23 protein-coding genes are annotated in these 25,267 nt (G+C 69.0%); 12 read left to right on the top strand and 11 right to left on the bottom strand.

Annotation, left to right across the window (positions count from 1 at the left end; all coding sequences use genetic code 11):
- Positions 1 to 5: 5 nt before the first annotated feature.
- Positions 6 to 704: a DUF4129 domain-containing protein gene (locus C5C07_RS17950; protein WP_004978258.1), complete on the bottom strand. Its 699-nt coding sequence runs from the start codon at positions 702 to 704 to the stop codon at positions 6 to 8.
- 24 nt (positions 705 to 728) lie between these two features.
- Positions 729 to 1,130: a hypothetical protein gene (locus tag C5C07_RS21355; RefSeq protein WP_004978261.1), complete on the bottom strand. Its 402-nt coding sequence runs from the start codon at positions 1,128 to 1,130 to the stop codon at positions 729 to 731.
- A 113-nt stretch (positions 1,131 to 1,243) separates the two neighbouring features.
- Here C5C07_RS21355 and C5C07_RS17935 point away from each other — a divergent pair, with 113 nt between their 5' ends.
- From C5C07_RS17935 to C5C07_RS17910, 6 genes are all read left to right on the top strand, one after another.
- Complete coding sequence (locus C5C07_RS17935) at positions 1,244 to 2,527, top strand: ABC transporter substrate-binding protein (RefSeq protein ID WP_115805745.1); 1,284 nt, start codon at positions 1,244 to 1,246, stop codon at positions 2,525 to 2,527.
- A 155-nt stretch (positions 2,528 to 2,682) separates the two neighbouring features.
- The gene (locus tag C5C07_RS17930; RefSeq protein ID WP_115805744.1) at positions 2,683 to 4,881 is read left to right on the top strand and encodes a PAS domain S-box protein; all 2,199 of its coding nucleotides are present in this window, start codon (positions 2,683 to 2,685) and stop codon (positions 4,879 to 4,881) included.
- Positions 4,882 to 5,027: 146 nt separating this feature from the next.
- Positions 5,028 to 5,573, top strand: coding sequence for a ribbon-helix-helix protein, CopG family (locus tag C5C07_RS17925; RefSeq protein WP_004978266.1), 546 nt, complete (start codon positions 5,028 to 5,030; stop codon positions 5,571 to 5,573).
- A gap of 131 nt (positions 5,574 to 5,704) precedes the next feature.
- On the top strand, positions 5,705 to 6,922 hold the full coding sequence (locus C5C07_RS17920; protein WP_115805743.1) for an Nramp family divalent metal transporter: 1,218 nt from the start codon (positions 5,705 to 5,707) through the stop codon (positions 6,920 to 6,922).
- Positions 6,922 to 8,937, top strand: coding sequence for a hydantoinase/oxoprolinase family protein (locus tag C5C07_RS17915; RefSeq protein WP_115805742.1), 2,016 nt, complete (start codon positions 6,922 to 6,924; stop codon positions 8,935 to 8,937). Before C5C07_RS17920 ends, C5C07_RS17915 begins: the two co-directional genes overlap by 1 nt.
- A complete protein-coding gene (locus C5C07_RS17910; RefSeq protein WP_115805741.1) occupies positions 8,934 to 10,541 on the top strand; it encodes a hydantoinase B/oxoprolinase family protein in 1,608 nt (535 codons plus the stop codon). Before C5C07_RS17915 ends, C5C07_RS17910 begins: the two co-directional genes overlap by 4 nt.
- A gap of 222 nt (positions 10,542 to 10,763) precedes the next feature.
- Here C5C07_RS17910 and C5C07_RS17905 read toward each other — a convergent pair whose 3' ends face one another.
- Positions 10,764 to 12,038, bottom strand: coding sequence for a Xaa-Pro peptidase family protein (locus C5C07_RS17905; RefSeq protein ID WP_115805740.1), 1,275 nt, complete (start codon positions 12,036 to 12,038; stop codon positions 10,764 to 10,766).
- A 100-nt stretch (positions 12,039 to 12,138) separates the two neighbouring features.
- On the opposite strand from C5C07_RS17905, the gene C5C07_RS17900 reads away from it, so the two are divergent.
- The 4 genes from C5C07_RS17900 (at position 12,139) to C5C07_RS17885 (ending at position 14,183) form a co-directional block, all read left to right on the top strand.
- Positions 12,139 to 12,864, top strand: a complete 726-nt coding sequence (locus tag C5C07_RS17900) for an EthD family reductase (RefSeq protein WP_115805739.1) — start codon at positions 12,139 to 12,141, stop codon at positions 12,862 to 12,864.
- A gap of 3 nt (positions 12,865 to 12,867) precedes the next feature.
- Complete coding sequence (locus C5C07_RS17895; protein ID WP_050460300.1) at positions 12,868 to 13,458, top strand: HD domain-containing protein; 591 nt, start codon at positions 12,868 to 12,870, stop codon at positions 13,456 to 13,458.
- Between the two features lie 65 nt (positions 13,459 to 13,523).
- A complete protein-coding gene (locus C5C07_RS17890) occupies positions 13,524 to 13,895 on the top strand; it encodes a cupin domain-containing protein (protein ID WP_004978278.1) in 372 nt (123 codons plus the stop codon).
- Between the two features lie 78 nt (positions 13,896 to 13,973).
- The gene (locus C5C07_RS17885) at positions 13,974 to 14,183 is read left to right on the top strand and encodes a hypothetical protein (RefSeq protein ID WP_004040881.1); all 210 of its coding nucleotides are present in this window, start codon (positions 13,974 to 13,976) and stop codon (positions 14,181 to 14,183) included.
- A 54-nt stretch (positions 14,184 to 14,237) separates the two neighbouring features.
- Here C5C07_RS17885 and C5C07_RS17880 read toward each other — a convergent pair whose 3' ends face one another.
- From C5C07_RS17880 to C5C07_RS17870, 3 genes are all read right to left on the bottom strand, one after another.
- Complete coding sequence (locus tag C5C07_RS17880; protein WP_004978282.1) at positions 14,238 to 15,182, bottom strand: NAD(P)-dependent oxidoreductase; 945 nt, start codon at positions 15,180 to 15,182, stop codon at positions 14,238 to 14,240.
- A 109-nt stretch (positions 15,183 to 15,291) separates the two neighbouring features.
- Entirely contained in the window at positions 15,292 to 16,986 is a 1,695-nt protein-coding gene (locus C5C07_RS17875) for a thiamine pyrophosphate-binding protein (RefSeq protein ID WP_115805738.1), read from the bottom strand.
- Between the two features lie 4 nt (positions 16,987 to 16,990).
- Positions 16,991 to 17,293: an EthD family reductase gene (locus tag C5C07_RS17870; protein WP_004978286.1), complete on the bottom strand. Its 303-nt coding sequence runs from the start codon at positions 17,291 to 17,293 to the stop codon at positions 16,991 to 16,993.
- Between the two features lie 161 nt (positions 17,294 to 17,454).
- Here C5C07_RS17870 and C5C07_RS17865 point away from each other — a divergent pair, with 161 nt between their 5' ends.
- A complete protein-coding gene (locus C5C07_RS17865; protein ID WP_050460295.1) occupies positions 17,455 to 18,222 on the top strand; it encodes an IclR family transcriptional regulator in 768 nt (255 codons plus the stop codon).
- Between the two features lie 613 nt (positions 18,223 to 18,835).
- Here the strand turns inward: C5C07_RS17865 and C5C07_RS17860 are convergent.
- The 4 genes from C5C07_RS17860 to C5C07_RS17845 all read right to left on the bottom strand — a co-directional run bounded on the left by C5C07_RS17860 (position 18,836) and on the right by C5C07_RS17845 (position 23,449).
- Positions 18,836 to 19,732 carry an enoyl-CoA hydratase/isomerase family protein gene (locus tag C5C07_RS17860; RefSeq protein WP_115805737.1) on the bottom strand — a complete coding sequence of 299 codons (897 nt, stop codon included), beginning with the start codon at positions 19,730 to 19,732 and terminating at the stop codon, positions 18,836 to 18,838.
- The gene (locus C5C07_RS17855) at positions 19,729 to 20,613 is read right to left on the bottom strand and encodes a 3-hydroxyacyl-CoA dehydrogenase family protein (protein ID WP_115805736.1); all 885 of its coding nucleotides are present in this window, start codon (positions 20,611 to 20,613) and stop codon (positions 19,729 to 19,731) included. Before C5C07_RS17855 ends, C5C07_RS17860 begins: the two co-directional genes overlap by 4 nt.
- A gap of 86 nt (positions 20,614 to 20,699) precedes the next feature.
- Positions 20,700 to 22,289 (bottom strand): zinc ribbon domain-containing protein, encoded by a 1,590-nt coding sequence (locus C5C07_RS17850; RefSeq protein ID WP_115805735.1) that lies wholly within the window; start codon positions 22,287 to 22,289, stop codon positions 20,700 to 20,702.
- The gene (locus tag C5C07_RS17845; RefSeq protein WP_004978297.1) at positions 22,286 to 23,449 is read right to left on the bottom strand and encodes a thiolase domain-containing protein; all 1,164 of its coding nucleotides are present in this window, start codon (positions 23,447 to 23,449) and stop codon (positions 22,286 to 22,288) included. Before C5C07_RS17845 ends, C5C07_RS17850 begins: the two co-directional genes overlap by 4 nt.
- A gap of 100 nt (positions 23,450 to 23,549) precedes the next feature.
- Between C5C07_RS17845 and paaK the strand changes: the two genes are divergently transcribed.
- Entirely contained in the window at positions 23,550 to 24,839 is a 1,290-nt protein-coding gene (gene paaK / locus C5C07_RS17840) for a phenylacetate--CoA ligase PaaK (RefSeq protein ID WP_004978300.1), read from the top strand.
- Positions 24,840 to 24,848: 9 nt separating this feature from the next.
- Here paaK and paaI read toward each other — a convergent pair whose 3' ends face one another.
- Complete coding sequence (gene paaI, locus C5C07_RS17835; protein WP_004978302.1) at positions 24,849 to 25,259, bottom strand: hydroxyphenylacetyl-CoA thioesterase PaaI; 411 nt, start codon at positions 25,257 to 25,259, stop codon at positions 24,849 to 24,851.
- Positions 25,260 to 25,267 lie beyond the last annotated feature (8 nt).

The raw sequence follows: 25,267 nt of genomic DNA, 5'->3' as shown, positions 1-25,267 counted from the left end.
GCGGCTCACGGTTCGCGCCCGTCCGGCCAGTTCTCGTCTCGCCGCAGCGCGTCGAGCGCGTCTTCGGCCCGTCGCTCGCGCTCGTCGGTCGGCCGTTTCCCGCCGTACCGAACTGCGCGGAACAGCTCGGTGAGTGACTCGACTGTGCCCGCGGGCAAGCCGGCGTCGGCGGCCGTGCGGGCGAGTTCGGCCGGCGTCTGTCGCGGGGTGGCCGCCGCGCCGAGCGCGGACACCATCGCGAACCAAGCGCGGGAGATGCCGTTCGCCGGCGGGCCGCCCCAGTCGGACGGCGCCGGCGCGTTCCGTTCCGACGGTTTGTGGTCCGCGCCTCCCCGCTCCTCCGTCGTCTCGGCCGCCCGCGCGTCGTCGTCGGTGAGTCGGCGGAAGACGAGCACCACCGCACCGACGACGAGTGCGCCCCCGACGGCGAGGCGCGAGCGCAGTCCGCCGGCCGGCGACGACTGCTCCCCGAGACTGCCGAGTACGCCGTCGTCCGGAAGCACCAGCCGACCGACTGAGGGTCGGTCCGGACGGTCGGGTTGCCTGCTCGGCCCCGACTGCTCGCGGGGCGCTACCGACCCATCGGCCGACTCCGCGACGGCCGGTCCGTCCGGTCTCGCGGCGTCGAGCGACCCCGCGGCGAGGCCGAGGGTGATGAGCGCGAACGCGGTGATGGCGAGGGCGGCGACGTGGGTGGTTCGCATGGGTGTGCGGACTGTGTCGGGTCGTCACCGCCTCGCGACGAGGCCGATGAGGGCGACCAGTGCGACCAGCGCGCCCCCGAGCAGTACGCCCGAGAGGTCCGACGACGCGTCCATGCTGAGCCAGAGCCCGCTGACGAGACAGGCCAGCGCACCGGCGGCAGCAGCTGTTTCGAGGGGTCTGACGGCCGCCGGGCCGTCGCCGAGTCGTCCGACCACAGAGCGTCCGAGCACGACGAGCGGGAAGACGCCCGCGACGACGACGCCGAGGTGAATCGCCACGACGCCGGCGATTTCGAGTGGTGGGACGATGCCACTAGTGGCCGCCCCGAGGGCATACGTTCCGAGGAGCCCGGCGAGGAAGGCCGCGAGGAATCGTTCGACGCTGTCCGTCGAGACGCGGGGGAGGGTGTCCGTAACGGGAGCCATGCGCAAACATTTCAATTCATTGCTAAAAATACCCGAGGTTCCCCGACCGCGGGCGAGCGGTTCCGGTCGGCTGCGACCGAAGGTACTTTATGATTTTAGGTTGGCCTAAAAATATGGGAGAAGACGACGCCTCTCGAATCGGGCTGACGCGGCGACGGTGCCTCAAACGTGGCGGTGCGGCCGCCGCGGGCGGATTGCTCGCCGGGTGTACGAGCGACCCGTCGGGGTCGACAGACTCGACGGCGACCGAAACCGCGGACGCGACCGCGACCACGACGACGTCCCCCACCGAGACGGAGACGACGACCGACGGTGAGGGGGACAGCGGTTCGTACTCGGTGTCGATGGCACCGGTCGGCGAGGTCGAGTTCGACGCCGTGCCGACGAGCGTCCTGACCTACTACCCGGTGTCGGCCGACGCGGCGGTCGCTTTCGGCCACGGCGACGCCATCACCGGTATCGGCTACGACAAGGAACTGTTCGGCAACACGGTCGACTACTACTACGACGCGCTCGACGGCGTGGAGTTCGAGTGGGAAGAGCTCGGTCGCGTCACGCCGGCGTCGAACCCGAACGCCCTCGACAGAGAGCTGTTCTACGAACTGGACAGCGACGTTCACTTCCTCGACCCGGCTCTCCTCCGGAGTAGCTCGTTCGATTGGTCCGAAGACGAGGTCGCGTCGATCGCGTCCGACGTGGGTCCGTGGTTCGGCAACTACTACAGCCGGACGAACGCCGAACCGCCGGAGCCCTACCGCGACCGCTACGAGTACTACACGCTGTGGGAGTACCTCGGCCACATCGCGGCGGTGTTCCGGGAAGAAGAGCGCTACCGAGCGTTCAAGTCGCTTCGCGACGAGCTCGTCGCCCGGATACAGGCCGACCTCCCGCCGGTGTCCGAGCGGCCGTCGCTCGCGGTCGTCGCCTACACCGGCGGGACGTTCTGGCCGTACGACTTCACGCAGGAGGGCTACCTCTGGGCGCACCTTCGACCGTTCGGGATGCCGAACGCCTTCGCGGCCACCGACGCCGAGACCGGGTCGGGCGGGTCGTACGACTACGAAGCGATGGTCGAAACCGCGCCCGACGTGGTCTTCCGGTACTGGGGGACCGCGCTCGGCGACTCGTTCAGTTCGAACCGCGAGGCGGTGCTTTCTGACCCCCTCGCGGACGAGGTGCCCGCGTTCCGCGACGGGCGGTACTTCCCGTCCGGAAACGGGATGCAGGGGCCGATTATGAACCTGTTCCAGCTGGAGATGACTGCGAAACAGCTGTTCCCCGACCGGTTCGGGGAGTGGCCCGGCTACGGCGATGGCGAAGCGTACCCCGAGATACCCGAGGACGGGCGGCTGTTCGACCGTGACCGCGTCACCGATATCGTCACCGGCGAGTTCTGACCGTCGGTCGGGCGACGGCCGGACAATCTCGGTCGGCGACGCCGCACCTCGAACCGAAATTATTAGATTCGAAACCGAGCGCCGTCTCGCTCGGTCCCTAACTATAGAGGTCGAACCTATGTGTCACCTCGGGAGTTATCATTTGATAACTACCGATGACGACCTCGAAATCTCCGCACATCGTCTACGTTGACGACGATTCGGCGCTCTTGGACCTCGGCGAGACGTACCTCCGAAAGCTCTCTTCGTTTGAGGTGACGACCTGTGCGGACCCCGAAGTCGCTCTCGATATCGTTCGTGATTCTGATATCGACTGCGTGGTCAGCGACTACGACATGCCGGCGATGACCGGCGTCGAACTCCTCGAAACGGTCCGCGAGGAACACGGCTCGCTCCCTTTCATCCTCTTTACCGGCAAGGGGAGCGAGGAGGTCGCGAGCGACGCCATCTCCGCGGGCGTCACCGACTACCTGCAGAAACAGCCCTCCTCCGAGCAGTACGAACTGCTCGTCAACCGCATCGAAAACAGCGTCTCGGAACACCGGGCGACCCGCCGCGCGGAGCGCTACGAGACTGTCCTCGAAGCCCTCGGCTACCCCGTCTACGTCGTCGACGAGCGCGGCCGCTTCACCTACGTCAACGACGCCTTCGCCGACCTCTCGGGCTACGCCGTCGACGAGATTCTCGGGCGCGGCCCGGAACTCGTGAAAGACGACGGAGACGTGCGGAAGGCCGCCGACGAACTCGGGGGGATTCTCTCGTCGCGCGGCCCCGACACGACCCAGTTCGAAATCGAGATACGGACGGCCGACGGCGAGGTAGTCCCGTGCCGCGACCACATGGGGTATCTCCCCTACGAGGGCGAGGCGTTTCGTGGCTCGGTCGGTATCCTCCGGGACATCTCCGGTGAGCGGGCGCGCCGGGACGAACTCGCCCGCGACGAGCACATCATCCGCGCCGCGGGCGACCCGGTTTACTCGCTCGACTCCGACGACCGCTTCGAGTACGTCAACGACGCCTTCGTCGACCTCGTCGGCCACGACCGCGAACGCGTCCTCGGCTCGCACCTCTCGTCGTACCTCCCCGACGCGGACTACGAGACCTACGAGTCGCTCCGGGCGTCGCTCGGCGACGGCGCGGAGACCGACCGGCTCACCTTCGAGACGCAACTCCTCGCGGCCGACGGCGACGGCCGCGACCGCGTGCCCATGGAGTGTCACCTCACGCTCTTACACGACGACGGCTGCGAGGTCGTCGGCACGACGGGCATCCTCCGGGACATCTCCGAGCGACTGGCCCAGGAGGCCGAACTGTCGCTGATGCGCCGCGCCATCGACGAGGCCTCGGTCGGCATCACCATCACGGGCCCGAGCGAGGACGACTGTCCCATCGTCTACGCCAACGGCGCCTTCGAGGACCTCACCGGCTACGACGCCGAGGAGGTTCTCGGCGAGAACCACCGCGTCCTGCAGGGACCGGACACCGCCGAAGAGGACTGCGAGCGGTTCCGCGAGGCCATCGCCGACGAAGAGCCGTGCAGCGTCGAACTCCTCAACTACCGCCGCGACGGGACGCCGTTTTGGAATCAGTCCGAGATAACGCCGGTCCACGGCGACGACGGGAGCGTCACGAACTACATCGGCTTCCAGCGCGAGGTGACAGAGCGCAACGCCCGCCAGCGCCTGCTCGAACGCCAGAACGAGCGCTTCAGCGAGTTCACGCGCGTCGTCTCCCACGACCTCCGGACCCCGCTGACGACCGCGCGGGGGTACTTCGACATCGTCGCCGAGTCGCCCGGCGACGCGGACGCCGAGGACCTTCGAAAGCTCGGACAGAGCCTCGACCGGGTCGAGGAGTTGCTCTCGGACCTGACTGCGCTCGCCGCGCAGGGTGATGCGGTCGCCGAGCCGGAGCCCCTCGACTTCCGGCGCGTGGCCGAACGCGCGTGGGAGACGGTCCCGACCGCCGACGCCGAACTGCGGTTCTACCGGACCGACGGCGGCGCGTCGCGGACGATAGCGGCCGACGAGAGCAGGCTCCGACAGCTCCTCGAAAACCTGTTCGAGAACGCCGTCGTCCACGGCGGCGAGGACGTGGTCGTGACGGCCGGCTGGACCCGAAGCGGGTTCTTCGTCGAGGACGACGGCGAGGGCTTCCCCGACGGCACGCCCCCTCACGAGTGCTTCGAAGCCGGGGTGAGCGAGCGCCGCAGCGGCGGTCTCGGCCTCGCCATCGTCAAGCAAATCGCGGCCGCCCACGACTGGACGCCCGCCGCCGAGTACGGTTCGAACGGGGGCGCGCGGTTCGTCTTCACCGAGTCGACGACGGTCGCGAGACCGCCCGCCCAGCGATAGCGGGGCGACGCCTGACACCCGCGCCGCCGATTACAATTTCTAAAATTTTCACACTTTTTGGCCGAATAGTCCCGGTTCGTCACTCGTTCGAGGCTCGCGGCGGCCGTCCGCACATCCTTAAGAACCCCTCGGAGAGTTAGACACCCATGGTCACGAATCGCATCACGGTGTCGCTCGACGAGGACGCCCAGTCGGCGCTCGACGGCCTCGCCGGCCGGACCGACAAGGCGCAGAGCGAACTCGTCCGGGAGGCGCTCGTCTTCTACGCGGCCAACTTCGAGGCGGCGACGACCGACGCCGGGCCGAACCTCGAAGCCTACCACCAGATGCTGTCGAGCGGCGAGCACGTCCTCCTCGACGTGGATTTCCTGCACACGTTTCTCGACTACGTCGAGGACGACGACGGCGACCCCGACCCCGCGTTCCTCGACGCCGTCGACCGGGTGGCGTCGTTCCACGCCCACGAGTACCGCGACCGGTTCGAATCGCTGGGCGAACTCCTCGACTGGCTGTCGTTCTGCGGCTTTCTCACGGTCCGCGCCTCCGAGGGCGACACCTTCCACGTCGTCTTCCCCACCGAGTCGGTCAAGTGGTTCATGTCGCGGTTCATCGCGCTCAGCACCGAGCAGTCCCCGTTCGACATCGAGGTCGAAGAGGGCGTCTCGAAGGTGCTTCTCACCGAGGTTCGGTGAGGTCCACACTCGCCGCCGATTTCACACTCGTTCATACTCCTTCATACGCGCTATCTCGGCGGTACACGGCCTTCTCAACGGGGATTTATCAATCAGAGTTTGATACGTCAATCCACCTCACAGGTAGAACCATGAACTTCATCGAACGCTTGAAATCTATCGGCCCGGGCGCGATGGTCGCCGCCGCGTTCATCGGTCCCGGCACGGTCACGACCGCGAGCGTGACGGGTGCGCGATTCGGCTACGCGCTCGTCTGGACGATCGCCTTCTCCATCGTCGCCACCATCGTCCTTCAGGAGATGAGCGCCCGACTCGGCCTCGTCTCCCGCGAGGGGCTCGGCGAGGCGCTCCGCAGCCAGTTCGACAACCCCGTGCTGTCCGGGGTGAGTATCGTGCTCGTCGTCAGCGCTATCGGCATCGGCACGGCCGCCTACGAGACCGGGAACATCCTCGGCGGCGCGGCCGGACTGGAGGGCCTGACCGGTATCAGCGCCAATCTCTGGGGGCCCGCGATGGGCCTCGTCGCCGGAGCCCTCCTGTGGTCCGGCAAGTACAAACTCATCGAGAAGGCCCTCGTCGGTCTCGTCTCCATCATGGCCGTCTCCTTCCTCATCGACGCCATTCTCATCGGTCCCGACCTCGGCGCGCTCGCCCGCGGGTTCGTCCCGAGCGTCCCGGAGGGGTCGGCGTTCCTCATCACCGGCCACATCGGGACGACCGTCGTCGGCTACAACCTCTTTCTCCACGCCGGGAGCGTCCAAGAGCGGTGGGCCGGCCCCGAGGAGCTAAACGAGTCGCGGGCCGACACGATTCTCTCTATCGTCCTCGGCGGCTTCATCACTATCTCGATTCTCGTCACCGCCGCGGCGGCGTTCCCCGTCGGAACGAACATCCAGAACGTCAGCACGATGGCCGAACAGCTCGAACCGCTCGTCGGCACGCAGGCTAAGGTGTTCTTCGGCATCGGACTGTTCGCCGCGGGCTTCACCAGCGCGACGACCGCCCCGCTGGCCGGTGCCTACGCGACGGCGGGGGCGCTCGGCTGGGACACGGACCTCAAGTCCACGAAGTTCCGCGCCGTCTGGGGCTCCATCCTGCTCGTCGGTATCGTCTTCTCCGCGGTCGGCTACAGCCCCGTGCAGGCCATCGTCTTCGCGCAGGTCGCGAACGGCGTCCTCCTGCCCATCGTCGCCGTCTTCCTCATCTACGTGATGAACGACCGCGACATCCTCGGGTCGTACGCCAACACCACGCTCCAGAACGTCGTCGGCGGGCTGGTGACGCTCGTCGTCGTCTGGCTCGGCCTCCGAACCCTCTATACGGTCGCCGCCGATATGGGGGTGTTCTGATGGACGCAGAAACCCGAATCGGCGTCGACGTCGGCGGCACCTTCACCGACGTGGCGCTTTTGACCCCAGAGGGCCGCCTCGTCACCGCGAAGGTCCCGAGCACGGACGACCAGAGCGTGGGCGTCGTCCGCGGCATCGAGAAGGCCTGCGACGACGCCGGCGTCGACCCGGCCGAGGTCGACGCGTTCACCCACGCGATGACCGTCTCCGTGAACGCGCTCCTCGAAGACGACGGCGCGAAGACCGCGCTCGTCACCACCGAGGGCTTCCGCGACGTGCTCGAAATCGGCCGACAGGCCCGTCCCGACCTCTACGACGTGACCGCCGACAAGCCCGACCCGCTCGTCCCGCGACGCCGCCGGTTCGAGGTGACGGAGCGCGCGACGGTCGAGGGCGTTCAGACCGAAGTCGACGAGCGCGAGGTCCGCGCGCTGGCCGACGACATCCGCGACTGCGGCGCTGAGAGCGTCGCCGTCTCGCTCTTACACGCCTACCAGCACCCCGAAAACGAGCGCGTCGTCGCCGACGTGCTCCGCGAGGAACTCGACGCGCCGGTCTCCGCGTCCCACGAGGTGCTCGCCGAGTTCCGCGAGTTCGAGCGTACCTCGACCACCGCGGTCGACGCCTACGTGACGCCCGCCATCGACAGCTACCTCGGCCGCCTCGAATCGCGGGCCGCGGACCTCGGCGTCCCGGTTCCCAAAATCATGCAGGCCAACGGCGGCATCGCCCCGGCCTCGACCGTGCGCGAGCACGCCGTGACGACCACGATGTCCGGCCCGGCCGCGGGCGTCGTCGGCGCGGCGGAGACCGCGACCGACTCCGGCGACGACCTCGCGGGGCTCGTCACCTTCGACATGGGCGGCACCTCCAGCGACGTGAGCCTCGTCCGCGACGGTGAAGTCGAGCGGACCACCGACGCCGAAATCAACGGCCGGCCAATCAAGACGCCGATGGTGGACGTGAACACCGTCGGCGCGGGCGGCGGTTCCATCGCGTGGGTCGACTCGGGCAACGCGCTCCGCGTCGGGCCGCGCTCGTCGGGTGCGAACCCCGGCCCGGCCTGCTACGGTCGCGGCGGCACCGAGCCGACCGTGACGGACGCGAACGTCGTCCTCGGCTACATCGGCGGCAGTTCCGCCCTCGGCGGCGAACTCTCCCTGGACGTGGACGCCGCCCGCGACGCGCTCGCGGGACTCGCCGACGAGACCGGACTGGACGACGCGCTCGCGGCCGCCCGCGGCGTCTACCGCGTCGCCAACGCCAACATGACGCGGGCGATTCGCGCCGTGACGGTCGAGCGCGGCCGCGACCCGCGGCAGTTCGGCCTCGTCGCCTTCGGCGGTGCCGGCCCGATGCACGCCGCCGCCCTCGCCGAGAGCCTCGACATCGAGACCGTGGTGGTCCCGCGGGCCTGCGGCGTCCTCTCGGCGTACGGCCTGCTCGCGGCCGACCAGAAACACGACTCGGTGCGGACGCTCCGCCGACCCCTGTCCGGCCTCGACGCGGAGGCGGTCGACGCCGCCTACGCCGACCTCGAAGCCGACACCCTCGAAGACGTGGCCGACCCCGCCGACGCGGCGGTCCGGCGCGCCGCCGACCTCCGGTACGTCGGCCAGAGCTTCGAACTGACCGTCCCCGTCGGCGAGACGTTCGACGCCGAGGCGGTCGAAGCGCGGTTCCACGAGGCCCACGAGAGCGCCTACGGCTACCGCCTCGACGACCCGGTCGAACTCGTCAACGTCCGGGCGACCGCCGTGGTCGAGCGCGACCCGCTCGACGTGACCTACCGCGGCGGCGGCGACGCCCGCAAGGACACCCGCGAGGCCTTCTTCGACGGCGAGTTCCGCGAGACGCCCGTCTACGACCGCGACGGCCTCGGCGCGGGGACGACCGTCGAGGGGCCGGCCATCCTCGAACAGCACGAGAGCACCGTCGTCGTACCTCCGGCGTGGGGTGGGACGGTCGGGGCCGACGGGACGCTCGTCCTCACCAGCGGGGGTGACGGCGAATGAGCGACCGCGAGGTCGACCCCGTGACGCTCGAAATCATGCGCAACCAGTTCGAGAGCGTCGCCGAGGAGATGGGGCAGGTGCTCATCACCTCGTCGTACTCGCCGAACATCAAGGAGCGCCGCGACTGCTCGACGGCGCTGTTCGACGCCGACGGCCGCCTCGTCGCGCAGGCCGAACACATCCCGGTCCACCTCGGCGCGATGCCCGAGGCCGTGGACACGGTCCTCGACTACGACCCGGAACCGGGCGACGTGTTCGTCCTCAACGACCCCTTCGAGGGCGGGACGCACCTCCCCGACGTGACGATGGTGTCGCCGCTTTCGGTCGACGGCGAGGTGCTCGGCTACGCCGTCTCGCGGGCGCACCACGCCGACGTGGGCGGGATGACGCCCGGCAGCATGCCCGCCGGCGCGCGCGAAATCTATCAGGAGGGGCTTCGACTCCCGCCGGTCAGACTCGTCGCCGGCGGCGAGACCAACGACGACGTGCTGTCGCTGCTCCTCGCCAACGTCCGCAACCCCGGCGAGCGCCGCGCCGATATCCGCGCCCAAATCGCGGCGAACGAGCGCGCCGAGGAGCGACTGGCCGACCTCGTCGGGGAACACGGCCGGTCCCGCGTTCTCGCGGCGTTCGACGCCGTGATGGACTACTCCCGGAACCGCGTCACCGCGGAACTGCGCGACCTGCCCGACGGCGAGTACCGCGCCCGCGACGTGCTCGAAGGCGACGGCGTGACCGACGACGACATCCCCATCGAGGTGACCGCGACGGTCGACGGCGACACCGTCGAGTTCGACTTCGCGGGGACGGCCGACCAGGTCGCCGGCAACGTCAACGCCCCGCTGGCGGTCGCGAAAAGCGCGGTGTACTTCGTCGTTCGCTGCGTCACCGACCCCGAGATTCCGCCGAACCAGGGCTGTTACGACCCCATCTCGGTCGAGGTCCCCGACGGCTCGCTCCTCAACCCCGACGCCCCGGCGGCGGTCGTCGGCGGCAACGTCGAGACCAGCCAGCGCGTGACCGACGTGGTCTTCGCGGCGCTCGCCGACGCGGCCCCCGAGCGCGTCCCCGCGCAGGGACAGGGGACGATGAACAACCTGACCATCGGCAGTCGCGCCGGCGGTTCGGACGGCTTCACCTACTACGAGACTATCGGCGGCGGCTTCGGCGGCCGCGCGGGCGGAGACGGCATGGACGGCGTGCAGGTCGGAATGACGAACACGCTCAACACGCCGGTCGAGGCGCTGGAAGCCGAGTACCCGCTTTTCGTCGAGGCGTACGGCCTCCGCGAGGGAAGCGGCGGCCGCGGCGAGTTCCGCGGCGGTCTCGGCATCGTCCGGTCGGTCACGGTCGAGGCCGACGCGACCGTCTCGCTTCTCACCGAGCGCCGGCGGGTCGCGCCTCGGGGTATCGCAGGCGGCGAGGACGGGGCGACGGGACAGAACCTCGTCGACGGCGAGGCGGTCCCGTCGAAGACGACCCGCGACGTGCCCGCCGGCACGACCGTTACAGTTCGGACGCCGGGCGGCGGCGGCTACGGCGACCCCGACGACCGCGACGCCGACGCACGCCGCCGGGACCGCGAGGACGGCAAGGCGGAGTAGCGCCGGTCGGCCAGTCGGGCTCTGGCGGGGGACACGAGGGGTCCCCGCGCCGGCGTAATCAGCCGTCATAGAAATTACACACTACTGACTAAACGGTTCGACATTCAAGCTGTACTCTCTCTTGACGAGGTGTGCCTCCGGTGGATGTGTGCTTAGATGGATTCGAGCAACAAATTTTACAATTTTTAGAATTTGTGAGCCTTTCGCTCATCGTGTCAGGAATCAGTAATCGATAACCGTTATCTCCTCGACGGGCCACTGGCTGAGCAGTTCGACGCCGTCGTCGCGGACGACGACCATTTCCTCGACGCGGACGCCCTGTCTCCCCGCCGGCTCTTGGGTCTCGACGGCCATCGTCATCCCCGCCTCGATTTCGATGGGGTGGTCCGGCGAGAGGCCGCGCCAGATGAGCGGCACTTCGTACAGTTGGAGGCCGAGGCCGTGGGCCCAATGGTTGGTCGTCAACTGCCAGTGGTCGTCCGCGCCGTACCAGTCGGCGTGTTCGCCCGCCATGTCCGGGAACGCCGCCGCGATTTCGTCGGTGGTCTTCCCCGGCTCGATTTCGTCGAGGACGGCGTAGAGGTTGTCGCGGGCCGTCTCGTAGGCGTCGCGCTGTTCGTCGGTCGGTTCGCCCATCGAGAAGGTCCGGTAGTAACACGACCGGTAGCCGAGGTAGCCGACGTTGTAGAAGTCGGCGTAGACGAGGTCGCCGGGGCGAATCAGTCGGTCCGTGGTGTTCGCCTGATGCTTCGGCCACGTGTTCGGCCCCGACGTGAGATAGCCGCCCTGCGCCATCGCGCCGTGCCGCCAGAGTTCGCGGACGGCGTCGCCCCACACCTCCGACTCCCGCGCGCCCGGCTTCGCGTTCTCGACGATGGCCTGAAAGCCCGCCTCGCAGACGGCCGCGACCTGCCGCAGACACTCGATTTCGTCTTCGGTCTTGGTCTTTCGGGCGTCCTCCATCACCGCCGCGCACTCGGCCGGTCGGGCGTCGATGCCCTTCGATTCGAAGGCGTCGAGCAGCCCCGCGTGGCCGGTGTCGATACCCATCGCCTCGTTCGCGAGGCCGTACTCGTCGAGGGCGTCGACGACGGTCTGGGCCATCTTGTCGAGGAGGAACGACCGGGCCGAGTCGCGGCCGGAGGCCCGCGGGACGTTCCCCAGTCCGGGACAGGCGTAGCGAACGTCGGTCAGCCACGGGCAGTTGTACCGCTGGTTGCTCGCGTGGTCGGCGGTGTCCCAGTGGACGACCGTGCCGTCTTCCAGAAGCAGCGAGTAGTGGTCCGCGCCCGACCCGCCGGTCATCGCCAACCCGGTCACGTACCGGATGTTCGGGTCGTCGATGAGGAGCATGCTCCCGAGGCCCGCCTCGCGCATCCGCGAGAGGGCGCGGTCCTTCCGCTCCTCGCGCATCCGCTTCACGTCGATGCGCTGTTCCCAGTCGACGGCCATCGTCCCGCGGGTCCCGCTCATGAACCCCCGCTCGTGGAAAGGCATACGCCCACCACTCGTGACTGTCACATTAATTTGTTGTAGACGGGCAGTGCGAGCATACCTCATGATTTATTGTCTTATACGTGAATCGGCAGGTGTACGCATGTACAAGCACGTAGCCCTGCTTGTCCGCAAGGCGGGGATGAGTCACGACGAGTTCGTCACGTACTGGCAGGACAATCACACGCCCATCGCCCGCGACATCGAGGGCGTCGTCCGCTACCAGACGGTGGTTCCGGTCGACCCCGAGGCCTCCGAGTTCGACGGTCTCGCGGAGTTGTACTTCGACGACCTCGGCGCGCTCCACGACGCGCTCGGCGGCGAGGGCTCGCGCGACTACGACCCCGCGAAGGGGACGGCGAAAGCGGCGAGAGCCGACGTGGACAACTTCCTCGACGTCGAGCGACGCCCCCGGTTCATCGGCGAGGAGGTCGTCGAGAAAGACGAGACCGGCGGCGACACGACGGGCCTCTACAAGCACTCGGCGTTTCTCGTCCGCAAAGACGGAATGAGCCACGACGAGTTCCTCGACCACTGGGCGAACACCCACGTCCCCCTCGCCCGCGAGATTCCCGGCGTGGTCCGGTACGCCCGCGTCGTCCCGACCGACCCCGAACGCGCCGAGTTCGACGGCGTCGCCGAACTCTACTTCGAGAGCCTCGACGCGCTCCGGGCGGGCCTCGGCCACGAGTCCTCGCGCGACTACGACCCCGACCACCCGAAGGCGAAAGCGCCCCGCGAAGACGTTGATAACTTCCTCTCCATCGGCGACCGCCCGCGGTTCGTCGGCCGCGAGACGGTCCAGAAAGACGTGACCGGAGGCCGCTGAGCGATGTCGCGCGACTACCGCGCGCAGGTCGAGGCCGCCTTCCCCGAACTCGCCGACATCGAGGACGCCGACCTCCGCGAGCGAGTCGTCGAGGCGTGGTGTCTCGGTCTCGCCCGCGGCGGCTGGCGCGACATCGACGACATCCCCTACGCGTGGAACATCCACGAGGTGACGAACGTCGAGCACGTCCGCGGCGTGACGCGAATCGCCGTCCGCGCCGCCGAGGAACAGCGGGATTTCCACGGCGCGGACCCGGAGTTCGACGTGGTCCGCGCGGCCTGCCTCCTCCACGACGTGGGCAAGTGCTACGAGTACGTCGATTTCGTCGACGACGACGTGCTCGACGCCCCCGACCCGGAGTACGCCAGCGGGGAGATTCCGCACTCGCTTTCGGGCTACGCCCTCGCCCACGAGGTCGGCTGCCCGCTCGCGGTCCAGCGCGCCATCCCCCACTTCATCGGCGAGATCCCGACCCGGACGCTCGAAGCCGAACTCGTCAAGAGCGCGAACTCGGCGTCCTCGAACGCCATCACGCAGGCCGCGATGGGAATCAGCCTCCAGGAGTGGGTCGAACGGTACTCCCAGACCCAGTAGTCCGACGCGAACCGCCGCGACACTCGTCAGCATACCTATTACCCCGCGCTTCGTAGCTCGCGCCGATGTACGAGCGCGTCAACCTCGCCGACCTCGAACCGCACGACGTGGAGAACGCCGACGCCCGAGTCAAGGCCGTCGGCTACGAGCTTCGCCCGCGGAAGATGCGCCCGTCGGTCTGGTCGTTCGACGCGGGCGGGTCGGGACCGATGCACTACCAGCGCGAACAGGAGGAACTGTACCACGTGCTCTCCGGCGCGTTCGAACTCGCCTTCGCCGACGACGACGGTGAGGTGACCGACGCGCTCGACCTCGAACCGGGCGACTTCGTGGTCGTCTCGCCCGACGAGGTTCGGCAACTGCGCTGCGTCGAGGACGGCGAGGTGTTCGTCGTCGGCGCGCCGAACGCGAAGGACGACGGCGTCGTCGTGGAGTGAGCGGGCGGCTCACCCTCCGCACTCGTCGCGTTTCCGACGAGTGCCGGATTATAAGGGCGCTCGCGACGATTCGGTGATATGGTCATCCCCGGTTACGACCCGGACGACCTCGACGACAGACTCGAGGAACTGCTCACAGAACGCGACCTCGCGGACTATCTCACGCCCGACGAGCGCGAGCGCTACGACTCGGGCGAGAGCCTCGTCGACCTGCTGTCGCCCGACGATATCCGCGACCTGCTGGACGGTCCCGAGACCGAGGGTGCCGACGACGCTCGGCGGCCGTGACCGACTCCGCGGCGGCGTTTCGGCCGGTCGGACCTTGGCCCGTCGGGTCTCGGCTCAGACCGGCTCCAGTCCGTGTTCCTTCCGAAGCACGTTGAGGTAGTCGCGGAACCCCGTTTCGAGGTCGTACTCGGGGTCGTAGCCGAGGTCGGCTCGCGCCTTCGTCATGTCGAGTTCCTGGGTCCACGGGAGTTCGCCCTCGTCGGAGACCGTGAGGTCGGCGTCGGGGAGGAGTCGCCGCACCGTCTCCGCGGCCTCGCGAATCGTCGCCAACTCCCCGCGGACGTTGTAGACGCGTTGGGTGAGGTCGTCTTCGGGGGCGAACGTCGCCTTGCGGAACGCCTGCGCGATGTCGCGGACGTGTTGCCAGTCGATAACTTGGTCGCCGTAGTCGACGCTGAAGGGCTCGCCGAGCGCCGGTTTCTCGACGATGTTCGCGAGGAACGCGGACCCGCCGGTCTCACGGTACGGACCGTAGGCGACCGTCGGCCGGAGCGCGACGTGCGAGACACCGAAGTCCTCGTAATAGACCCGGGCCTGGTGCTCGTTGTACTCCTTGGTCGCCCCGTAGAGCGTGTCGGGGTAGACGAGGTCGGACTCGGTCACGAAGTCGCCGCCGTAGTTCGCGGGCGGGGCGTACACCGCCGCCGACGACGCCCACGCGACGCGCTCGACCTGTTCGGGGAGGGCGCGCGCCGCCTCGAAGACGTTGTTCGTCCCCTGGACGTTCACGTCGAGCGCGGCCCGCGGGTTCTCCCGCGCCGTCGTCGTCAGGAGCGCCGCGAGGTGGACGATGTGCGTCGAGCCGGTCTCTCGAACCGCCCGGAACACGTCGGTCGGGTCGGTCACGTCGCCGCGGCGTATCGTCACGTCGTCGGCGACGCCGAGTCTGTCGAGGATGCGCGGGTCGGTCGAGCGGTCGTAGGCGACCACGTCGTGGCCGGCCGCGACGAGGTCCGACGCGACGTACGAGCCGATGAACCCGGTCCCGCCCGTGACCATCACGGTCGATGATGACATGCTATCGTAGTTCTCCCTGCGTGCGAGAAAAGTGTTTCCCGGGGAGCGGACCACCGGGAGGGCCGGCGACGGCCACTCACCGCGGCCGGCGCTACTCGTGGAGTCCGCCGACCGACGCGTAGAACGACGACTGGAGCGTCGCGGCCATGTCCTGACTGCGGTCGATGCGGGCGTCGATGACCGTCGGGAGGCCGTGCGTCTTCGCGTCGGCGAGTGCATCGCCGAGTTCGCCCGGCGTCTCGACGCGGACGCCCGTCGCGCCGAACGCCTCCGCGACCCGCGCGAAGTCCGTGTCGTGGAACTCGACGCCCGCGATGTCGTCGGGCGCGTGCTGCATCTGTCTGACCATCCCGAGGCTGGTGTCGTTGAGGACGACGAACGTCGGCGCGACGCCGTGTTCGACCGCCGTCTCGACGCTCGTCATCGTCATGGCGAAGCCGCCGTCGCCCGCGACGCCGACGACGCGCTTGTCTGTCGCCAGCGCGGCCGACACCGCGGCGGGCGTCGCCCAGCCCATGCCGCCGACGCCGCCGGAGCCGAAGTAGGTCCGAACCGCCGGCGTCTGGAGGTAGTTGAGCAGCCAAAAGCGGTTGTTGCCGGAGTCGGCGGTGACGATGGTGTCCTCGTCGACGACGCGCTCGATTTCCTTGACGGCCCGCTGGGGGAGGATGGGGGCGGCGTCCGACTCGCACTCGGGCGCGTGGAACGACTCGCGGGCCTTCCGGGCTCGGTCCTCGGCCCAGTCGTTTTCGGAGCCGCCGGCGGCCGCGAGTTCGCGCAGCGATTCGGACGCGTCGCCGATGAGCCCCACGTCGGCGGGGTAGACCCACCCGGCGTTCCGCGGGTCGATGTCGGCGTGGATAATCGTCTGCTCGTCGGGGCGGATGAAGTCGGGGGCCTGCCAGTTGGTGTCCATCGGGTTCATGCGACAGCCGACGACGAGGAGCGCGTCGGCCTCGCTGACGAGCCGGTTCGCGCCCTCGTGACCGAACGAGCCGATGACGCCGCCGGCGAGGCGGTGCGTCTCGGGGACCGTCGATTTCCCGAGGTAGGAGGTGACGACGGCCGCCTCGTAGGTCTCGGCGACCGCGGCCAACTCCTCGTACGCGCCCGACGCGTGGACGCCGTTGCCCGAGACGATGACCGGTCGCTCGGCCGCTTCGAGCGCTTCGGCGGCGGCCGCGACGTCGCGGGCCGTCGGCGCGGCGGTCCACGTTCTGGTCTGCGTCTCGTCGTCCCAGACCGGCGGCACGGACTCGGCGGGGAACTCCTCGGTGACGGCGTCGCCGTCGAGCACGACCGCCGTCGGACCGGGTCGCCCGGCGACGGCGTGTTTGAACGCGAGTTGGAGGCTCCGAACCGTCTCGGTCGGGGTACGAGGGAACCAGTGTTCCTTCGTCACGGCGTCGAGAAGCTTCGGGAGTTCGAGGCCGCCGTAGTCGCCGCGGGACTGCTGGTAGGGCGCGAGCGTCGAGTAGTTCCCGCGCTCGGAGGCCTCGGTGATGGCGACCATCGGCGACGAGGCGAGGCGCGCTTCCATCTGTCCGATGAGGCCGAGGCTCCCTATCCACGGCCCCTGTCCGGCGAGGACGCCCGGTTCGCCCGTCAGCCGGCCGTGCATCTCGGCCATGACGCTCGCCTCGCGCTCGTCGCGGGGGCGCACGAGGTCGATGTCCGACTCGGGCAGCAGGTCGAACAGCTCGATGACGCGGCCGCCGGGATAGCCGAAGATTCGCTCGACGCCGAGCCGTTCGAGGCTCTCGACGAGTCGTTCGCTCGTGTTCATGGATTCAGGACCTGTCGAGGTGGACCGTCTCCTCGACGTAGAGCGTCGGCCCCTGCTCCATGTCGCTGAACTCGGCCGCGTCGGCGTTCACGCGCTGGCCGACCTCGGAGTCGAACGCCGCCTTCAGAGCGGCCATGTCCTCGAAGTAGAGTTCGACGATGCCGTCGTACTCGGACCGCTCGGGGTCGGTCGGGACGCTCGTCGCGTACTTCACGAGCCCCGGTAGCTCCGCGGCGAGTTCCGCGTGGCTCCCCCGCCACCGCTCGACGAACTCCTCGTGCGTGTGGTCGTCGTCCCGGACGAGCATATTCACCAATTTAATCATGCACGTCTGCTATCCAATCGGACGCTACTTTGCTCTATCGCCGACTCGCGGTTCGAGCGTCCGCCGCGGTCGTTCGAGCGAGTGGAACTCCCGTTCGAACTGTTCGAACAAGATTTATCACGAACGAACACCGAAGATAGGTGATGACAGACGACGAACAGCGCCGACCGGTGACGACGGCCGCCACGTCGCTCGGCATCCTCGAACGGCTCAAGTCGGGGGGCCCGATGGGGCCGACGGGACTCGCCTCGGAACTCGGGTTGGCCAAGAGCACGGTCCACCGGCACCTGAAGACGCTCGAACGCGAGGGGTTCGTCGTCCCCGACGACGACGGTTATCGGGTCGGGCTTCGGCTCCTCGACTTCGGTATCTACGCGCGAGACCAGCACCAGCTCTACGAGGTGGCCAAGCCGAAACTGGACGAACTCGCCGAGCAGACCGGCGAGAAGGTGTGGTGCGTCACGGAAGAGCAGGGCCGCGGGTTCCACCTCTACGGCGCGGCCGGCGCGCACTCGGTTCGGACGCCGGCCCGGGAGGGGACGCGCTCGTACCTCCACCAACTCGCCGCCGGCAAGGCCATCCTGTCGGCGTTCCCGGACGAACGCGTCCGCGACATCGTCGACCGACACGGCCTCCCGGCGAAGACGCCGCAGACGATAACCGACCCCGACGCGCTCTTCGAGGAACTGGCGACGATTCGCGAGCGCGGGTTCGCGCTCAACCGCGAGGAAATCGTCCCGAAACTCCACGCCGTCGGCGTCGCGGTCACCGACAACGAGGGCCACCCCGTCGGGGCGATAAGCATCTCGGGGCCCTCGAACCGGCTTCGGGGCGACCGACTGACCGGCGACCTCGCCGACCTCCTCCTCGGCGCGGCCAACGAGGTCGAAATCAACCTCAACTTCTCCTGACCCGGTCGCTCGCCCCGCCGGCGAGCCGAGTATGCGGACCGTTCGTTCGAATGATTCGAACCCGCTCAGCGGACGCTCTCTCGCGCGAAGTCCGATAGTTCCGCTTTCGAGGGGTCGAGACGACGACTCGATTTCGACAATCGCTGTTCGAATCCCTCGAACAGATTGTGATTATATACTTATTATACTATCGTAGACTGACGCGGCGGGAACGCAAACAATTACAGAATTAAACCTGTCACGGACCGCGGCCAGCGGACGAACCGCCCGTCTGCCGTCCTGTGGACCGGACGCGTCGTCGCTGGGTCTCGTTCGCCCCGAAACCGCCGTATCCCCGTCATTCGAGACTCGGTGTTCGGTTCGCGCGCGAGACGGTCATCGATAGCGACTGCCGATACGGCGGCGTCGCTCGATCACGGACTCGCGTTCGAAAGGACGGAACGCTCGGTCCTCCACCGGCGCGCCCCCGATTCGGCCTCGCTCGCGGGCGGGTCGCTCTCGAAGACGTGTTCGCGTCGTGAAACTAGCGCTCGCACCTGCGCTGTGAGTTCTCGCCGGGCGGCGACGGCGGTTTCGAAGCCGTTCGAGCAGTTCGAACGGTTCGAGCGGGGGTCTATCGTTCGCGCTCGTGCCACTCGGGCTCTCGGTCCTCGAAGAACGCGTCGATACCCTCGTCCTTGTCGGGCGAGCCGAACAGTTGGGCGAACAGTTCCGCCTCGTACTCGATGCCCTGTTCGAGGTCCGTCCGCGAGGCGGCCTTGACGGCCTTCTTGGCGAACTCTAGGGCCACGGGGCTCTTCGTCGCCATCATCTCGGCGAGTTCGTACACCCGGTCGTCGAAGGTATCGTCGCCGTGGACCTCCTCTACGAGGCCGATGTCCGCGGCCTCCTCGGCGGAGATGAGCTCGCCCGTCAGGATGAGTCGCATGGCGTGGCCCTCGCCGACGAGTCGCGCGAGTCGCTGGGTGCCGCCCCCGCCGGGCATGATGCCGAGGTTGATTTCGGGTTGGCCGAGCTTCGCCCGCTCGTGGGCGATGCGCACGTCGCAGGCCTGCATCAGCTCGCAGCCGCCGCCGAGCGCGTGGCCGTTGACCCGGGCGATGACCGGCTGTCTGAGGTCGTCGACGCGCTCGTACACCCGCGGTCGTTTGCTCGCCTCGCGCTGTTCGAGCATGTCGCGCTCGCGGAGCTCCGTCACGTCCGCGCCGGCGACGAACGCCTTCGCCTCGTCGGACCCGGTGAGGACGACGACGCGCGCGCTGCTCTCTCCGATGGCGTCGAGGACGCGCTTGAGTTCTGCCCGGAGCGTCGCGTTGAGCGCGTTCCGCGCGTCGGGGCGGTTCAGCGTCACGGTGACGACGCCCTCGACGCGGTCGCCGACGACGGCGTCGACCGTCTCGCACTCGGCGGCGACGGACTCGACGGCCGACGTTCCGCCGTCGGCTCGGGGGCCGCCCGTCTCTCGGTCGTCGGCGCTCGGACCGTCGGCGCTCGGGTCGTCACCGCTCATCGGTCCATCACGTCCTCGCTCGCGCCGACGATTTCGCCGTCCTCCCAGACGTAGAACCCCTCGCCGGTCTTCTTGCCGAGCTTGCCGGCGCGGACCTTTCGCTTGAGAATCTGCGGCGGGCGGAAGCGCTCGCCGAGTTCCTCGCGCAGGTACTCGAGGATATCGAGTCGAACGTCGAGGCCGACCACGTCGCCGAGTTCGAGCGGGCCCATCGGGTGGTTGTAGCCGAGTTCCATCGCGGTGTCGATGTCCGCGGGCGAGGCGACGCCCTCCTGCACCATGCGCATGGCCTCGACGCCGAGGGCGACGCCGAGCCGCGAGGAGGCGAAGCCGGGCGAGTCACCGACCTCGACGGCCGTCTTGTCGATGCCCTCGACGAACTCGGTGGCGAACGCCAGCGTCGCCTCGCTGGTCTGTTCCGCGACGACGACCTCCACGAGCCCCATGATGTGGACCGGGTTGAAGAAGTGGAGCCCGAGGCCGCGCTCGGGACGTTCGAGGGCGCTCAGTATCTCGGTCACGGAGAGCGACGACGTGTTCGACGCGATGACGGCGTCGTCGTCGACGAGGGATTCGACCTCCGCGACCGTCTCGCGCTTGAGCCCCATGTCCTCGGGAACCGCCTCGACGACGAGGTCGGCGTCGGCGACCGCCGCCTCCAGCGAGGTCGTCCCCGAGAGTCGGTCGAGCGTCGCCGCCATCTCGTCGGGCGTCACCTTGTCGCGGTCGACGCCGCCCCGGAGGTTTGACTCGATGGCGTCAAGCCCGTCTTCGACGTACGCCGCTTCGATGTCGCGCATCGTCACCTCGTGACCGGCCATCGCGGCCACCTGCGCGATGCCGTGGCCCATGGTTCCCGCGCCGAGTACACTCACTTGCATCACCGGAAGGGGTTCGGGAACCATCATAATCGTTTGCCCTCGTTTCGGCATCGGTGACCCCGTCCTGCTCCCGCGCCCCCGGACGGTTACTCCCGCCGCGCCTCGGTCGGGACGACCTTGAAGCCGTATCTCACGACGCCCTCCTGCTCGTAGATGCGGCGCGGGACGGCCTCGACGCGGTCGCCGATTGCGGGCGTTCCGGCGGGCGAGTGGACGACCTGCGCGGGCGCGCTCACGGCTCGGTCGTCGGCCTCGCCGTCCGGGCCGTCGAAGGCGACGACGGCGACCGGGAACGACCCGGCGCGCTGCTGCTGCTCGACGAACTCCGGCGGCGCGCCCCCTTGTCCGATGGCGGTCGCGGCCTCGACGGTCCCCGTCCCGGGGAGCGTCGCGTCGTCGTAGCCCGCGAGCGACCCGCAGTCGGGACACGCGCCCTCCGGCGGGAACGAGAGCGCGCCGCACTCGGTACACTCGCCGGCGACGAGGCGGTGGCGCTGCGGAATCGTCCGCTTCCACGTCGGCACACTGACGTACGCGCCCCCGCCGGCCGGCTCCCCGCCGGTGATGGTCCCGCGCCGCCGGAGCGCCTCCGCGTAGGAGAGTTCCACGTCGCCGTCGAGGGCGGCCTCGACCGGGACGGCAGAGGTGGCGGAGGTGGCGGAGGCGTCGGAGGCGGCATCTGACGCCCTCGTACTGAGCGCGAGCGCGGTCGCCCCCGCGCCGCCGCCGTAGCCGACGAGGAGCACCGAGGTCGCGGGGGACCGGCCGTTCGACTCGTCGCCTGCCGCGTCGTCCTCCGAGTCGGCGAGCGCCGACGCGAGTCCGAGAAACGGCCCGGCGGCCCCGGTGTCGCCGGTTCGCGAGACGACGGTCCCGGCCGCGATTCGCGCCGGTTCGACGCCGAGCGCGGCGGCCGCGCGGTACGGGAGTTTGCCGTCCGGCGCGGTGAGCGCGACGGCGTCGGGGTCCAGTTCGGCGTCGTCGACGCCGAGGGCCTCGACCGCCCCGCCGACCGCCCGCGTGTAGGCGTCGCGCTCGTACTGCGTGACGCCGATGGAATCCGTCTCGGCGCTTCCGAACTCTCGGAACCGCGTGCCGGGCGCGGGGTCGCCGAACTCGCCCACGGCGTCGACGGCGAGCGGAGCGTCGTCGGTGAGGACGAGCGCGGCCGCCCCTGCCCCGGCACCGGCCGCCTCGTCGCTTTCGGGCGCTCCGCGCGGGCTGTCGGCGACGACGACGAGCGCCGGACCGCCGCTCCCCGTCCCCGCACCTGCGTCCGAGCCTCGGGTCGCCTCGACCGTCGCCGCCAGCGCCACCGCGCCGGCGCGGGTGCTTCCGCCGAACTGCCGGGTCGGAACCGACGGGTCGACGCCGAGGAGCGAGACCAGTCGGACCGCGCTTTCCTCCTCGTCGTTCGGCGGCGTCGTGGTGGCGAACGCGAGGTGTCCGATATCGCTCGCGTCCACGCCGGCCGCGTCGAGCGCGCGCCGGCCCGCTTCGGTCGCCATCGTCAGCGTGTCTTCGTCCGCGTCGGCGACGGCGACCTGCTCGACGCCCGGCGCGCCGCCTTTGCCCCACGCCTCGCGGTAGGCCGACGCGGGGAGGGAGAGTCTGGGGACGTACGCGCCGACGCCGGCGATTCCGGGGGTCGCTCGCGCCGAGTCGTCGGCGCTCATAGCGCCCCTCCTTCGAGGACGTGGACGACGGCGGCACCGCCCGACCCGCCGACGTTGTGGGTGAGGCCGACGTTCGCGCCAGAGACCTGTCGGTCCCCCGCCCGGCCGCCGAGCTGTTTGAACGCTTCGACGACCTGTCCGGCGCCCGTCGCGCCGATGGGATGGCCCTTCGATTTCAGGCCGCCGGAGGGGTTGACGGGCAGGTCGCCGCCGAGTTCGGTCGCGCCCGAATCGACCAGTTCGGGCGCGTGTCCGCGCTCGCAGAAGCCGAGGTCCTCGTACGCCAGCAGTTCGGCGATGGCGAAGCAGTCGTGGACCTCCGCGAAGTCCACGTCGTCGGGGCCGAGACCGGCCATCTCGTAGGCGGCCGCGGCGGCCCGCTCGGACGATTCGACGGCGGTGTAGCTGTCGCGCTGGAAGAGGCCGACGCGCTCGGAGGCGGCACCCACGCCCGCGACGCGGACGGCGTCGTCGCACGCGCTGGCGACGTCCTCGCTGGCGACGAGGACCGCGGCCGCGCCGTCGGAGGTCGGACAGCAGTGATAGAGGTTCAGCGGGTCGGCCACGACGGGCGCGCTCCGGGCGTCGTCGAGCGAGCACTCGAAGCCGAGGTGCGCCTTCGGGTTCTTCGCGCCGTTCGCGTGGTTCTTGACGGCGACCTTCGAGAAGTGGTCCGGCGAGGCGTCGTAGGCGTCGAGGTACGCCGAGGCCATCTGGGCGTAGACGCCCGCGAACGTCGTCCCGGTGAGCCGCTCCCACTCCGTCTCGCCGCTGACGCCGAGCCAGTACTTCGCCACGTCGCCGCTCATGTCGGTCATGACCTCGTAGCCGCCCGCGAGGGCCACGTCCGCCATCCCGCTTTTGACCGCCTGCACCGCCTGTCTGACCGCGTAGCCGCTCGCTGCGCAGGCGTTTTCGATTCGGGAACAGGGGACGCCGTGGAGGCCGACGTGCTCCGTCACGGCCGGCCCCGATAAGCCGAGTTGCCGCCCGCCGACGCCGAGCGACCCGACGACGGCCTCGTCGATATCGGCCGCCTCGACGCCGCCGGCGCTCCCCAGCGCCTCCTCGAACGCGGTCGCGAACAGCGACCGATAGCTCTCGTCCGGAAACGCGCCGTACTTCGATTGGCCCGCTCCGACGATGTATGCGTCTCGCATGGTAGTCGATTGCGTATCCCCCGCGAAATAGGTTCGCCCCGCGGCGCGGTCGTCCGACCGCATCATTTTTATCATATTCTATCATCGACTTCAAACGTACATGGTATTCGATAGCACGGAGACCGCCTCGCGGGAGGAACTCCGCGAGGTCCAGGACGGTCGCCTGCGGGAGACGGTTCGGAACGCGTACGAGAACGTCGAGTTCTACCGCGAGACGTTCGACGAGGCCGGACTCTCGCCCGCGGACATCGAGAGCGTCGAAGACCTGTCGAAACTGCCGTTCACGACGAAAGAGGACTTCCGCGACCACTACCCCACGGGGATGTTCGCGGTCGACATGGACGACGTGATTCGCGTCCACGCGTCGTCGGGCACGACCGGCAAGCCCAAAATCGTCGGCTACACCCGCGAGGACCTCGACGTGTGGAGCAAGGCCGTCGCGCGGTGTCTCGTGGCGGCCGGCGTCGGTCCCGACGACGTGGTTCAGAACGCCTACGGCTACGGCCTGTTCACCGGCGGTCTCGGCCTCCACCAGGGCGTCGAGGAGCTCGGCGCGACGGTCATCCCCATCGGCGGCGGCAACACCCAGCGACAGGTGGAACTGCTCTCCGACCTCGGAAGCGACGTCATCGCGTGCACCCCGTCGTACGCGCTCTACCTCGCCGAGGTCGCAGACGACATGGGAATCGACATCCGCGACCTGCCGCTTCGGACGGTCATCTTCGGCGCGGAGCCCTGCACCGAGCCGATGCGGAACGAAATCGAAGCGCGGCTCGGCGTGACCGGCATCGACATCTACGGCCTCTCGGAAATCGTCGGCCCCGGCGTCTCCGTCGAGTGCGAGGCGCAGGACGGCCTCCACGTCTGGGAGGATTACTTCTACCCCGAGGTGGTCGACCCGAACACCGGCGACCCCGTCGAGGAGGGCGAGGAGGGCGAACTCGTGTTGACGACCCTCGCGAAGGACGCGCTGCCGGTCCTCCGGTATCGGACGGGCGACCTGACCACGCTGGACTACGGCACCTGCGAGTGCGGCCGAACCTGCGTCCGCATGGACAACATCACGGGCCGGTCGGACGACCTGATAATCGTCCGCGGCGTGAACTTCTACCCGAGCGAGGTCGAGTCGGTCGTCCTCGAGTTCGACCAAATCGCGCCGCACTACCGCATCGACCTCCGCCGCGAGGGGAACCTCGACCGGGTGGAAATCACGGTCGAACTGGTCGAGGAGTTCGGCGGGTCGCTGTCGGACCTCGAAGGTCGGATTCAAAAGCGGCTCTCGAACGTGCTCTCGTTCACGCCCGACGAACTGAACCTCGTCGAGTACGGCGACATCGCGCGCACCGAGGTCGGAAAGGTCCAGCGCGTCTACGACCACCGCGGCCAGTAACGCGCGCCGTCAGCGACCGCCGGGTTTGTAGACGCGGCCTCGAAACGTCGCGATTCGCTCGCCGTCCCCGTCGGAGACGACGACCTCGTACTCAGCGGTTCGCCCCCCGAGATGCGTCTCCTCGGCGACCGCGCGGAGCGTCTCGCCCACCTCGGCGGCCGCGAGGTACGAGATGTTCGTCTCCAGCGCGAACGCGGCGTCGCCGTGGCTGTTCGAGGCGGCCGCGAAGGCCGCGTCGGCGAGGCTGTACACCGCGCCCCCGTGGGGCGTCCCGTGGAAGTTCAGGTGGTCTTCGGCCACGGTCAGCGTCGTCTCCGCGTACCCGTCGCCGACCTCGGCGAGGTCGATACCGACGCGCCCGCAGTAGGGGTCGTTCGAGGCGCGCTCCCGTATCTCCGCGTAGTCGTCTTGCTCCGACATGCGACCAC

Source organism: Haloferax sp. Atlit-4N (assembly GCF_003383025.1).
Taxonomy (GTDB): Archaea; Halobacteriota; Halobacteria; order Halobacteriales; family Haloferacaceae; genus Haloferax; species Haloferax gibbonsii.
This window is presented reverse-complemented; position numbering and strand designations above follow the sequence as displayed.

Coding starts and splice junctions, on each gene's coding strand:
- C5C07_RS17925 (WP_004978266.1), top strand. CDS start 5,028: ATGGTCACGAATCGCATCACGGTGTCGCTCGACGAGGACGCCCAGTCG.
- C5C07_RS17855 (WP_115805736.1), bottom strand. CDS start 20,613: ATGCAAGTGAGTGTACTCGGCGCGGGAACCATGGGCCACGGCATCGCG.
- C5C07_RS17870 (WP_004978286.1), bottom strand. CDS start 17,293: ATGCTCGTCCGGGACGACGACCACACGCACGAGGAGTTCGTCGAGCGG.
- C5C07_RS17865 (WP_050460295.1), top strand. CDS start 17,455: ATGACAGACGACGAACAGCGCCGACCGGTGACGACGGCCGCCACGTCG.
- C5C07_RS17910 (WP_115805741.1), top strand. CDS start 8,934: ATGAGCGACCGCGAGGTCGACCCCGTGACGCTCGAAATCATGCGCAAC.
- C5C07_RS17850 (WP_115805735.1), bottom strand. CDS start 22,289: ATGAGCGCCGACGACTCGGCGCGAGCGACCCCCGGAATCGCCGGCGTC.
- C5C07_RS17860 (WP_115805737.1), bottom strand. CDS start 19,732: ATGAGCGGTGACGACCCGAGCGCCGACGGTCCGAGCGCCGACGACCGA.
- C5C07_RS17905 (WP_115805740.1), bottom strand. CDS start 12,038: ATGCCTTTCCACGAGCGGGGGTTCATGAGCGGGACCCGCGGGACGATG.
- C5C07_RS17920 (WP_115805743.1), top strand. CDS start 5,705: ATGAACTTCATCGAACGCTTGAAATCTATCGGCCCGGGCGCGATGGTC.
- paaK (WP_004978300.1), top strand. CDS start 23,550: ATGGTATTCGATAGCACGGAGACCGCCTCGCGGGAGGAACTCCGCGAG.
- C5C07_RS21355 (WP_004978261.1), bottom strand. CDS start 1,130: ATGGCTCCCGTTACGGACACCCTCCCCCGCGTCTCGACGGACAGCGTC.
- C5C07_RS17890 (WP_004978278.1), top strand. CDS start 13,524: ATGTACGAGCGCGTCAACCTCGCCGACCTCGAACCGCACGACGTGGAG.
- C5C07_RS17915 (WP_115805742.1), top strand. CDS start 6,922: ATGGACGCAGAAACCCGAATCGGCGTCGACGTCGGCGGCACCTTCACC.
- C5C07_RS17885 (WP_004040881.1), top strand. CDS start 13,974: ATGGTCATCCCCGGTTACGACCCGGACGACCTCGACGACAGACTCGAG.
- C5C07_RS17950 (WP_004978258.1), bottom strand. CDS start 704: ATGCGAACCACCCACGTCGCCGCCCTCGCCATCACCGCGTTCGCGCTC.
- C5C07_RS17935 (WP_115805745.1), top strand. CDS start 1,244: ATGGGAGAAGACGACGCCTCTCGAATCGGGCTGACGCGGCGACGGTGC.
- C5C07_RS17880 (WP_004978282.1), bottom strand. CDS start 15,182: ATGGTCACGGGCGGGACCGGGTTCATCGGCTCGTACGTCGCGTCGGAC.
- C5C07_RS17845 (WP_004978297.1), bottom strand. CDS start 23,449: ATGCGAGACGCATACATCGTCGGAGCGGGCCAATCGAAGTACGGCGCG.
- C5C07_RS17900 (WP_115805739.1), top strand. CDS start 12,139: ATGTACAAGCACGTAGCCCTGCTTGTCCGCAAGGCGGGGATGAGTCAC.
- C5C07_RS17895 (WP_050460300.1), top strand. CDS start 12,868: ATGTCGCGCGACTACCGCGCGCAGGTCGAGGCCGCCTTCCCCGAACTC.
- C5C07_RS17930 (WP_115805744.1), top strand. CDS start 2,683: ATGACGACCTCGAAATCTCCGCACATCGTCTACGTTGACGACGATTCG.
- paaI (WP_004978302.1), bottom strand. CDS start 25,259: ATGTCGGAGCAAGACGACTACGCGGAGATACGGGAGCGCGCCTCGAAC.
- C5C07_RS17875 (WP_115805738.1), bottom strand. CDS start 16,986: ATGAACACGAGCGAACGACTCGTCGAGAGCCTCGAACGGCTCGGCGTC.